The organism is Candidatus Binatia bacterium, assembly GCA_035631035.1.
Taxonomy (GTDB): Bacteria; Eisenbacteria; RBG-16-71-46; order SZUA-252; family SZUA-252; genus DASQJL01.
The window spans coordinates 22,069-33,539 of the sequence record DASQJL010000117.1; the positions used below are offsets into that span (position 1 = coordinate 22,069).

General features: G+C 69.8%; 9 protein-coding genes. 8 read left to right on the forward strand and 1 reads right to left on the reverse strand.

All coding sequences use genetic code 11. The features are described from left to right. Positions 1 to 111 precede the first annotated feature (111 nt). A complete protein-coding gene (gene ppk1, locus VE326_13570) occupies positions 112 to 2,244 on the forward strand; it encodes a polyphosphate kinase 1 (GenBank protein HYJ34235.1) in 2,133 nt (710 codons plus the stop codon). A 68-nt stretch (positions 2,245 to 2,312) separates the two neighbouring features. Further along, complete coding sequence (locus VE326_13575; GenBank protein HYJ34236.1) at positions 2,313 to 2,864, forward strand: hypothetical protein; 552 nt, start codon at positions 2,313 to 2,315, stop codon at positions 2,862 to 2,864. Between the two features lie 9 nt (positions 2,865 to 2,873). Here VE326_13575 and VE326_13580 read toward each other — a convergent pair whose 3' ends face one another. Then, positions 2,874 to 4,454, reverse strand: a complete 1,581-nt coding sequence (locus tag VE326_13580) for a hypothetical protein (protein ID HYJ34237.1) — start codon at positions 4,452 to 4,454, stop codon at positions 2,874 to 2,876. Positions 4,455 to 4,697: 243 nt separating this feature from the next. Between VE326_13580 and VE326_13585 the strand changes: the two genes are divergently transcribed. From VE326_13585 to VE326_13610, 6 genes are all read left to right on the forward strand, one after another. Further along, on the forward strand, positions 4,698 to 5,540 hold the full coding sequence (locus VE326_13585; GenBank protein HYJ34238.1) for an outer membrane beta-barrel protein: 843 nt from the start codon (positions 4,698 to 4,700) through the stop codon (positions 5,538 to 5,540). Positions 5,541 to 5,699: 159 nt separating this feature from the next. After that, complete coding sequence (locus VE326_13590; protein ID HYJ34239.1) at positions 5,700 to 6,284, forward strand: outer membrane beta-barrel protein; 585 nt, start codon at positions 5,700 to 5,702, stop codon at positions 6,282 to 6,284. A 25-nt stretch (positions 6,285 to 6,309) separates the two neighbouring features. After that, entirely contained in the window at positions 6,310 to 7,119 is an 810-nt protein-coding gene (locus tag VE326_13595; protein ID HYJ34240.1) for a hypothetical protein, read from the forward strand. A 175-nt stretch (positions 7,120 to 7,294) separates the two neighbouring features. Continuing rightward, positions 7,295 to 8,359: a M42 family metallopeptidase gene (locus VE326_13600; protein HYJ34241.1), complete on the forward strand. Its 1,065-nt coding sequence runs from the start codon at positions 7,295 to 7,297 to the stop codon at positions 8,357 to 8,359. Then, a complete protein-coding gene (locus VE326_13605) occupies positions 8,359 to 9,027 on the forward strand; it encodes an MIP family channel protein (protein HYJ34242.1) in 669 nt (222 codons plus the stop codon). The genes VE326_13600 and VE326_13605 overlap by 1 nt, the downstream gene beginning before the upstream one ends. A gap of 24 nt (positions 9,028 to 9,051) precedes the next feature. Further along, positions 9,052 to 11,471 (forward strand): FAD-linked oxidase C-terminal domain-containing protein (locus VE326_13610; protein HYJ34243.1); only part of this gene is annotated, 2,420 nt, incomplete at its 3' end.

Consider the following 11,471-nt stretch of genomic DNA (forward strand, 5'->3'; position numbering starts at 1 on the left):
GCCTCCGGGCCGGAGAGACAAGGCGCTTCGGGCTGGGTGGTTAAGTATGCTTAACTTTCGTCGAAAACCGGCTCCAAGTCAACGGTACCAAAGGAGTATTCTCCCGGACCCATGACGGAACCCAAGGATACCCAGGGCCGCTACCTGGATCGGGCCATGACCTGGCTGGCTTTCAACGGCCGCGTGCTGGAGGAGGCCCAGGACCCGCAGAGCGCTATCTTGGAGAGGGCGCGCTTCTTAGGAATCTTCGCGTCCAACCTGGACGAGTTCTTCATGATCCGGGTGGCTTCGATCCGGGACCGGGTCCGGACCGGCGCCGACCAGCGCTCGGCGGCCGGGCAGACGCAGGCCGAGCGGCTCACCGCCGTGCAGGCCCGCGCGCTGGAGCTGACCGCCGCCGCGTACGCGCTCTGGGAGCAGGGGATCGTTCCCGGGCTGCGGGACGCGGGCATCCGCTTCCTGCGCGAAACGGAGCTCGAGCCCAGCGAGCGCGCGTTCGTGGACCGGCTTTTCGCGCGGGAGCTCCTCCCCGTGCTGACCCCCGCGGCCGTGGCCGAGGACACCCCCTTTCCGCGCCTCTTCCACCTGGCGCTCCATCTCGCGGTCCGGCTCGCCAAGCCCGGCGAAGAGGAGCGGCTCGCCGTGGTGCAGCTGCCGCGCACCGGCACGCGGTGGATCCAGGTGAGCGGGGGGACGCGCGCCGACGGCCATGCGCCCGCGCAGCGCTTCGTCCTGATGGAGGAGGCGGCGCGCGCGCACCTGGGCGAGCTCTTCGCGGGATACGAGGTGCGCGAGGCCGTGTCCTTCCGCGTCACCCGCGACGCCGACTTCGCCACCGACGACCAGGAGGAGGAGAACCTGGTGGACGCCGTGCGCCAGGTGCTGCGGCAGCGGATGCGCGGCGATCCCGTGAGGCTCGAGATCGCGCGGGAGGCGAGCGACGCCGTGGTGGAGCGCCTGCGAGCCGCGCTGGAGCTGGAGGAGCGCGAGGTCTATCGCGTTCCCGGCCCGCTCGATTTCCGCTTCCTGATGGACTTCGCGCGCCAGCCCTCGCTGAAGGCGCCGCGCGCGCCGGCGTGGCCGCCGCAGCCGGTGCCGGGGGTGCCGCCGCTCGACGGGATCTGGGACGCGATCCAGGAGCGGGACATCCTCCTCTTCCACCCCTACGAGACGTTCGAGCCGGTGCTGCGGCTCCTGGTGCTCGCGGCCGAGGACCCCAGCGTGCTCGCGATCAAGCAGGTGCTCTACCGCACGTCGTCCACGTCGGAGGTGGTGAACGCGCTGGAGCGCGCGGCGGAGAGCGGGAAGCAGGTGACGGTGCTGGTCGAGCTGCAGGCGCGCTTCGACGAGGAGCGGAACGTGAACTGGGCGCGCCGCCTGGAGGACGCCGGCGCGCAGGTGCTCTACGGGCTCGCGGGTTTGAAGACGCACGCCAAGGCGCTCCTCATCGTGCGCCGCGGTCCGGGAGGGATCGAGCGCTACGCCCATGTCGGCACCGGCAACTACAACGAGCGGACGGCCGCCGACTACTCCGACGTGGGACTCCTCTCGGCGGACGAGGATCTCTGCGCCGATCTGACCGGCTTCTTCAACGTGGTCACCGGCTACTCGGAGCCGTTGCCCTGGCGCCGGATCGAGATGGCGCCGCTCGGGCTCCGCGCGCGGCTCCTCGCCCTGATCCGGCGCGAGATCGCGAAAGCGACCGCGGAAGAGCCGGGGCAGATCCGCGCGAAGATGAACGCGCTGCTGGACATTCCGCTCATCGAGGCGCTGTATGAGGCGTCGAACGCGGGGGTGCGGATCGATCTCAACGTGCGCGGCTCCTGCCTCCTCCGTCCCGGCGTGAAGGGGATGTCGGAGAACATCCGGGTCGTGAGCCTGGTGGACCGCTTCCTGGAGCACGCGCGCATCTTCGAGTTCCGAAACGGCGGCGACATGGAGACCTTCATCGCGAGCGCCGACTGGATGCCGCGCAACCTGGACCGTCGGGTCGAGCTGATGACGCCGATCGTGGACCCGGAACACCGCGCCCGCCTGGGCCGTATTCTGGACACGATCTTCGCCGACAACGTGAAGGCGCGCGAGTTGAAGTCCGACGGCGCCTACGCCAGGCGCGACGGGAGGAAGAAGGCGACCCGCGCGCAGGAGCTGTTCTGGGAGGAGGCCCGCGCGGCCGCCACCCGGACCGAGGATCCGGACCGCAGCGTGTTCCAGCCCTTGCGGCGGGCGCCGAACGCGGGCTGATCCGGGCGCGGAGCGGGCGCATCCGGCCCGCCTCCGCTCATCGTGTCCCACTCGAGGGGGAGGGTCGCATGGCGAGCTGGGTGAACCGCGTGATCGGAGCGGCGCAGCTGCGCTCCGAGACGTACGAGGAAGTCGAAGCCGACAAGACCGCGAACCTCCAGGCGCTCGGGGTCGTGGTGCTCTCCGCGATCGCCGCGGGCTTTTCGATGGCGGAGGGAGGGGGACGCGCGATCGGCGTCGGGATCCTCGGAGCCCTGGTCGCGTGGGTGCTATGGTCGGCGCTCACCTGGCTCATCGGGACGAAGATCCTGCCCACCCCGGAGACCCACGCCGACATCGGGGAGCTGCTCCGCACCACGGGCTTCGCGGCCGCTCCGGGCATCCTCCGCGTCTTCGGCGGCATCCCGGTCGTCGGCTTCGTCTTCAACCTGGTCGCGGGACTCTGGATGCTGGCGGCCTTCGTGGTCGCCGTGCGGCAGGCGCTGGACTACCGGAGCACGGGGCGGGCGCTGGCCGTGTGCGGGATCGGCTGGCTGGTCTGGTTCGCGGTCATCGCTTGGACGTTCCTCCTCCTGGGCGCCTCGGTGGCGGGATTCCAGGCGCTGCGGGGGAACGTCTAGCCGCGGAGGTCAGTAGCGCACGTCCAACGCGAGCCGCCCGAGCCATTCGTTCCGCGCGCGCCCGGCGACGTTGTTCTCGTTTTGCACGCGGCGGTATCCCGCGCCCAGCGAGAGGTCCACGTTGTCGCGCGGCATCCAGCGCGCATCGCCGAACACGTCGCGGCGGCGCTCCACGATCCCGGTGAGCGAGGCGTTGCTCACCGGGCCCGTTCCCTCGAGGAAAGCGTCTCCCAGCTTCCCCTCGCCGTGGTTGGTGAAGTCTCCGCTCCAGCGGAACTGCCAGTCGCGGCTCCAGTCGTAGACCGCCTCGACGAAGACGTTCTCCACGTCGGGGCCCAGCGCAAAGCCCAGCGGCCGTCCCCGGTAGATGAAGTTCTCCCCGTAGTCGACCGAATAGGTGAAGTTCCGGACCCGCGTGTACTCCCCGAGCAGGCGGATCGCGCGGGCGCCGAAGGGGCGGTCGCTGCGAAGGCCGACCTGCCAGGCGAAGCGGTCGGGCATGGTCCGGTCCTCGGTGGTGAAGTCGTCGACCAGAAGCTCGCCCGTGAGGGAGACGTCGCGCGTGGGACGCCAGGCCAGGTCGGCGGAGGCCATGATGTTCGCGCGCGCCAGCCCGCGCAGCGAGTCGCTGGAGACGTCGCGGATGTGGATCCGCTCCACGATGGCGTAGGGAAGGATGCCCAGCGCGTAGACCAGATCGACGTTGTCGCTCCGGTACCGCACCGCCTCGCCCAGTCCCACCGTGAGCGCGCGCGAGACGCTGGCTTCGATCCGATGCGCCGCGACGTAGCGCTGGTCCTGACGCGAGAGCTGGCCCGTGATCGCCGAGGCGGTCACGCGTCCGCCCAGGCGCACGGAATGGTAGAGAAATCCCATCGGCCCGGCCGCGTCCGAGAGGAGCAGCGTCCCGCGCCGGCCGGGTCCCCAGCGGAAATCGTCGTAGCCCGCTGCCGCCGTCAGCGCGCCCGCGCGCGCCGTGATCTCGGCGCGCAGCACGGCCGTCTCCAGATCGGTGTGCGCGACGACGGCGTCGATCCACTCGCGCTGTGAGCGGATCCGCGTGACGCCGAGATCCTCGAAGGCCCCCAGCGCGGGCCAGAGCTGGAGCGACATGCGCGCGCTGGCCGAGGATTCGTCGCGGAAGCGGTAGTGCGGGTCGCGGCGCTCTTCGTAGTCGCCGCGCAGGTGCCCGGCGGTGGAGAGGCGGAATCGCTGCTCGCGCGGGCCCGCGTCCACCAGCGGCCCCGTCTCGGGCCGGGCCGGCGGCGCGCCGAGGTCGGTCAGCTCGCGCGCCAGCTCGCGCTCCAGCCGCTGGTAATGGAGATCCGAAACGATTGCCGGGTCGAGGCGCTGGGCCCGGAGCAGCGCGCGCGCCACGTCGATCCGCGCCAGAGGCCGCGAGTAGACGGCGATGGAATCGAGCCGTCCTCGCGCGGCGAGCGCCTCGATCTCCTCGTAGGCGAAGTGCCGCACGGGGAGGAATTCCGCGGGCTCCGCCGCGGCCCCGGAGGCGATCCCGGCCAGCGCGGAGGTCACGGCCGCGACCGCAAGCAGTCGCGCCCAGGTGTCCCGTTTCGTTCGATCCCTCATGGCCCTCCGCCTCCCGTCAACGTGTCGCCCCGTTCGGGCGTCCAACCGAAGGGCCGCGCCAGGGTAGAGGAGCGGGGCCGGCGTATGTAGAAAGTTCGACATAGTGTGACAGGAACGATGCAACCGTGGCGCGGGACTGCGCTCCTAAATACCGCAGCGACAAGGGCTTCTTGAATGGCACATCGTCTGCTCGGAGTGGGGACCGTCTCACGATTCTCACCTTTCGCGAAAGGGAGGAGTCCCATGCAGCGCAACACAATCATCACCGCCGTCGTCTTCGCGGGCGCCCTGGCGGCCGCCCCGTGGACCGCCTCCGCGGGTCCCCTCGACTACCAGGGGCTCGCGTTCCAGAGTCAGAACGCGGGCGCGAGCCCGGTCCTGGCCGGCGGGGAGATCGGGAACAGCGGCGCCGTTCCCGTGTTTGCCTCCACGTCTTCCTCGTTCAGCGAGCGCCCGATTTACCGGCGCCACCCCTACCGGGACCGCTATCGGGACCGCTATGAAGATAACGACCAGCCACGCTACTTCGGCGCGATCGGCGCGGGCTCGTTCGATCCGGACGATCAGCCGGGCAACGGCCTCTGGATGAACGGCGAGCTGGGCAGCGAAGTCGGGGACGCCCTCGACCTGGGCGTTCGCGTGAACTGGTACCACCGCCAGTCGGACAACTCGGAAGTCGTCTCCACCTATACCGATGAGGCCGGCAACGTCCACGAGCGCGTCATCGACACGAACAACATCGAGACGAACCTCGTTCCGCTCATGGCCATCCTCCGCGTCCGCTTCCCGGTTTCCAAGGACTTCCAGCCCTACGTCGGCGGCGGCCTCGGCTGGGAGTGGCTCACGGTCAGCGGCACCGACTCGACCGGCTTCGATTTCCAGGATGACTACGACGGGTTCGGGGCCCAGGTCTTTGCGGGGCTGAACGTCGGCGTCTCCCCGACCCTGAATCTCTACGGCGAAGCGCTCTGGAACAAGAGCACCGTGTCGGCGCGCTTCTTCGATCCGTTCGTGGGCGGCACCATCAAGGATGAGATCGACATGGACGGCCTGGGAGTGCACGGAGGGCTTCGCTTCAGCTTCTGAGACCACGCTCCAATCTTCCGGTTCTAGTGGCCCCCGCGGGCGCGGTGCGGTACGTTTCCGGCTGGATACCGCGGGACGAAATCGCGCCGCCCCCGACGGGGGCGTCGTTTTGGGAGCGAACCAGGAGGTGGAACGATGGATCGGAGCCTTACCCGGAGAATGGCGCGGGTAGCCGCGCTCGGGGTCGCGTTGGTCGCGATCACGAGTCTCGCGGCGACCGCGCCGCGCGCTTGGGCGCAGACGCAGACGACGTCGAGCGCGCGCACGGAAGACGTTTCGCTTGGATTCAAGGGAATGGGCGCCCGGATCGGGCTGGTCGACCCCGAAGGTGCGAGCAGCACCGTGGATCTCGGGGTCCACATCGACGCCGGCGAGTTCGCCCGGAACGTGCGGCTCATGCCGCTCGTCGAGTACTGGAGCGTCGGCCAGGACGTCGGGCCCTACAACGCCGACCTGAAGGACTTCTCGCTCGGGGCGGACATCAATCTCGATTTTCCGCTGCAGGACAGCCGCGTCACGCCTTACGCCGGTGGCGGCATCGGCCTGCACTGGCTCAAGGCTTCCACCAACGTCCCCAACGTGCCCGACCAGTCCGACACCAAGCTTGGCTTGAGCCTCCAGGGCGGCGTGCGGACGGACGCGATGCCGAATCTGGCTCTCTTCGGTGAACTGCGCTATAACTTCGTCTCGGATGCCAATCAGTTGAAGATCCTGGGCGGGTTCACGTACCGGTTCATCTACTAGGGACGGCGGAGGAGCCATGTACAGCTTGAGACAGCTTGGAATCGTCGCATTTGCGCTGGCGGTGGTCGTGGGCGTTTCGGCCTGCCAGAAGAAGCAGGCCGAGACCTCGACGTCCGCGAGCGATACCACCATGAGCGCGGAAAGCCCCTATCCCGTCGAGGAGACGCCGCCGGCAGCGACCACGACGCCTTCGGCGGAGAACCCGCCGGCCACGGGCGGGACCAGGACCACGACCCACACCACGACGCACAAGTCGACCCCGTCGGGCGGCACCGCCACCGCGTCGAAGGCCACGGTGCACATCCCCGTGGGCACGACGATGGATCTCGTGATGGTGACCGACGCGAGCACCAAGACGGCGAACATCGGCGATCCGATCGAAGCCAAGCTCGCCGCGCCGCTCGTCGTCGACGGCAAGGTGGTGGCCGAGGAAGGCGCCATGGTGCGCGGCAAGATCGCGGACCTGAAGCGCGCGAGCCACGCCAAGGACCAGGAGGGACGCGCCTTCCTCAAGTACGACTTCACCTCGATCGAGACCGTGGGCGGCACCAAGTCGCTCAACGCCACCGTGACGAGCAGCGAGGGCAAGGAGCTGGAAGCCAAGTCCACGAGCACGCGTGACAAGCTCCTGATCGGCGGCGGCACGGTTGCCGGCGCGGTCATCGGCAAGGTGGCCGGCGGATCCACCAAGAGCACCATCATCGGCGCCATCGGTGGCGCCGCGGTCGGCGCCGGCGCCGTGGCGGCCTCGAAGGGCCACGAGCTGGAGATCCCGGCCGGCAGCAAGGTCGTGCTCAAGACCGAGGATCCGATCACGGTCGTGATGGCGAGGTAGCGAGCCCCCACATCGTCCGCATCGTCCACGCCCCCGCGGGGAAAGCGTCCCGCGGGGGCGTTTTGTCCTGGGTCGAGTCCCGGGAGGCCGCCCCCCGGCGGCCTTGACACACCCGGGCCCCAGACCGATAGTAGCGCCCTACCCACACTTACAGCCGCGGATCCAGGAGCGACGAATGGACGCCAGCCAGGCATTGCTGAAGGAACTGTGCGAGGGCTTCGGCCCTCCGGGCCACGAGACCGAGATCGCGGGGATGATGAAGAAGCACCTGCGTGGCCTCGGCGAGGTGACCCAGGACGGGCTTGGAAGCATCCTCTGCAAGAAGAAGGGAACGGCCGATCAACCCCGCGTGCTGGTTGCGGGGCACATGGACGAGGTCGGGTTCATGGTGAAGGGGATCACGCCCGAGGGCTTCATCAAGTTCCTGCCCATGGGCGGGTGGTGGGGCCACGTCGTCCTCGCGCAGAAGGTGCGCATCCGGACCCGGAAGGGCGACGTGCTCGGCGTGGTCGGATCCAAGCCGCCTCACGAGCTGCAGGAAGAGGAGCGGCGGAAGGTCCTCGAGCTCAAGGACATGTTCATCGACGTGGGCGCCACGTCCTACTTCGACGTGCGGAAGAAGCTTGGAATCCGCCCCGGCGATCCGATCGTTCCCGAGTCGGGCTTCGACGTCATGGCGAATCCGCGGCTCTACCTCGCGAAGGCGTTGGACAACCGCGTCGGCTGCGGGCTGGTCGTCGACATGCTGCGGGGACTCAAGGAGGCGCGCCACCCGAACACCGTGTACGGCGTGGCGACCACCATGGAAGAGGTGGGGCTGCGCGGCGCCCAGACCGCCGTGGCCTCGGTGAAGCCGCAGGTGGCGATCGCCGTGGACGTGGGGATCGCGCACGACACGCCGGGCTCGATGGGCGACGGGGACGAGAAGCTGGGCGCCGGCGTGGGCATCCTGGTCTACGACGCCACCCTGATCCCGAACGTCGGACTCCGCGACCTGGCCGTCGAGATCTGCGAGAAGCAGAAGATCCCGTTCCATCTCGGGACGGTGGAGCGCGGCGGCACCGACGCGGGCCGCTTCCACGTGTACGACACGGGAATCCCGTCGCTCGTCATCTTCATTCCGACCCGGTACATCCACAGCCACGCGACGATCATGGACCGCAAGGACTACGACGCGGGCGTGCGGCTCCTGGTCGAGCTGGCCAAGCGTCTCGACGCCAAAACGGTGGGAGGGCTCTGATGCCCAGCGCGAGGAGATTCCTGGCGGAGTTCCTGGGTACCTTCGGACTCGTCCTGTTCGGAGCGGGAGCGATTCTCCAGCAGCAGATGACGCAGACCGTGGGCACGACGGGGATCGCGGTGGCGCACGGCCTCGCGATCATGGTCGGCATCTACGCGCTGGGACACATCTCCGGCGGCCACTTCAATCCGGCCGTGAGCTTCGCCATGTTCCTCACGCGCCGCCTCTCGGCGGGGATGACGCTGCTCTACTGGGTGGCCCAGTTGGCCGGAGCCGTGGTCGCGGCCTGGATCCTGGCCGTGGCCTACCACAACGGGGCGGCCGACGCGCATCTCGGCGCTCCGGTGGCCGATCCCTCGATCCGGCCCTCCCTGGCCGCGCTCCTCGAGGGGATCGCCGCCTTCATGCTGGTGCTCGTGGTCTTCGGCTCCGCCGTGGACCCCCGAGCTCCCAAGGGCTTCTACGGCCTCGCGATCGGACTCACCCTGACGGCGAACATCCTGATGGGCGGGGTTCTAACCGGTATGGCCTTCAACCCCGCGCGCGCCTTCGGGCCCGCCCTGGTGGCGGGCTTCTGGCAGGACCAGTGGGTATACTGGGTGGGGCCGCTCCTAGGGGGCGGGGTGGCCGGCATCCTCTACGATCGTTTCTTTCTCGAGCGCGCCTGAGCCGTACCCGCGCGCGGGGTGAAGATGGACCCGCAGCGTGAATTGCAGCGCGACCTCGCTCCGCGCATCGCGGGCGAGGTTCGCACCGATCCGATCACCCTCGCTCTCTTCGCGACGGCGGCCTGCATCTTCCGCAGGAAGCCGCTAGCCGTCGTGTCCCCCCGGTCGACCTCGGACGTCGCGGCCGTCATGGCATTCGCCTCCGAGCACGGGATCCCGGTCACGCCCCGCGGCGGGGGCTCTTCGCTCGCCGGCGCGGCGCTGGGGCCCGGGATCATCCTCGACTTCTCGGCGCACATGCACCACGTGCTCGAGGTGGATCCCGGCCAGCGGCGCGTGCGCGTGGAGCCGGGCGCGATCCACACGCGCGTGCAGCGCGCGGCCGCGCCCTACGGCCTGCGCCTGGGTCCCGATCCCTCGTCGGGGGATTTCTGCACCATCGGCGGAAACATCGGAACGAACGCCGCCGGCGCCCACACGCTTCGCCACGGCACGACCAAGGATCATCTCGAGGCGCTCACCGTCGTGCTCCACGACGGGGCCGTGGTCCGCCTGGGCGAGGGCGCCTCGGGAGACGAGCCCTCGGCCTGGACGCGCACGGCCGAGCACCTGACCGAGATCCTTCGCGCCGGAGCGCCGCGGTTCTTGCCGGAGCGCCCCCGCGCGAACAAGAACTCCTGCGGCTACGACCTCTGGGGCGCGTGGAGCCCCGGGGACCAAGTCTCCTCCATCGAGCCGCGCTTCGATCCGATCCGGCTCCTGTGCGGGTCCGAGGGGACGCTCGGCATCGTGACCGAGGCGACGATGCGCCTCGTCCCGAAGCCCTTGGCCACCGCGGTCGCGCTCCTCTACTTCGCCTCGTGGCACGAAGCGACGGAGGCGGTGCTCGAGGCGCGGCGCGCGGGCGCCTCGGCGATCGAGGCGATGGACCACACCTTCCTCGAGTTCGTGAAGAAGGACCGCCCCGACCTCCGCGACCTGATCCCCGACCGGTTCGAGGCGGGGCTTCTGGTCGAGTTCGAGGGCGCGGCGGACGAGGAGGCGCGGACCGGCCTGGCCGCGATCGAGGAGTGGGTCGCGGCGCGCCCGGGGAAGGTGCTCGATTTCCGCGCCGCGCGCGACGCGGCCGAGCGGGCGGCGCTCTGGAGCGTCCGGCGGGCCGCCCTGCCGCTGGTCTACCGCGCCGAGCCGGTCGAGCGGCCGATGAACTTCATCGACGACACCGCCGTCCCCGCCGAGGCGCTCGGCGAGTACATCGGCGGGCTCCGCTCCATCTTCGCCAAGCACCGGACCCGCTACGTCGTCTTCGGCCACGCGGGGAACGGGAACGTGCATGTCGTGCCGCTGCTGGATCCGCACGAGGCCACCTTCGTCCCGCGCATGGCCGCGATGGCCGAGGACGCCTTCGAGCTGACGTGGCGTCTCGGGGGGACCATCACCGGGGAGCACGGCGACGGCGTGCTCCGGGCGCCCTATCTGCGCCGGCAGTATCCCGAGTCGTACGACGTGATGGCCGAGATCAAGCGCGCGCTCGATCCCCGCGGCATCTTGAATCCCGGCTCGGTCATCTCGGATGCCGCGACCTTCCCGGGCGACTCGCTCCGCTACACCAACGAGTACGTCGCGACCGGCACCGTCTTCGACGAGCCCGACTACCGGGCGATGATCGAGCACTGCCACGGCTGCGGCACCTGCCGCGACTACTGCCCGGTCGGAAGCACGACGCTGATCGAGCCGCACGCCGCGCGCGCCAAGGCCTCGCTCCTGATGGAGCTGATCCGGGGCGCGCTCCATCCCGACATGCTGACCGACAAGCCCTTCAAGGAGGTCATGGACTCCTGCTTCAACTGCAAGCTCTGCCTGAGCGAGTGCCCGAGCCAGGTGGACATCCCGGGGCTGGCGGTGGCCGCCCGGCGCGCGTTCGTGGAGAAGAAGGGGATGCCGCTCCGGAACTGGGTGCTCGGGAATTCGTCGAGAGTGGCGCGGGTCGCGTCGGTCGCGCCGGGGCTGGTGAACGCGGCGATCGGCAATCCCGCCGAGCGCGCGGCGCGCGAGTCGGTGGGGAAGATCGCGGGGAAGCTCGACCTGCCGCGCTTCCGCAGGTCGTTCCGCGTGGGCGACGAGGGGTCGAAGCGGGCGCTCGCGCTTCCGCTCATGCCGGCGGAATCACCGGGTGGCGCCACGCCGCCGGGGATCGCCGGCGAGGGCCTCGGGCCCGGCGCGCACGCTCCGGGCTCGAACCACCACGCGCGGCTCGGCCCTCTGCCGCCGCGGCAGGTGCCGATCACCAAGAAGGTCGCCTACTTCGCCGGCTGCTTCGCCCGCTTCCATGACCCCGAGGGAGAAGCCGCCGCCACGGTGAAGGTGCTCGAGGCGAACGGCGTCGAGGTCGTGGTGCCCGATCAGCGCTGCTGCGGCATCGCGCTCATCACGATGGGCGCCGA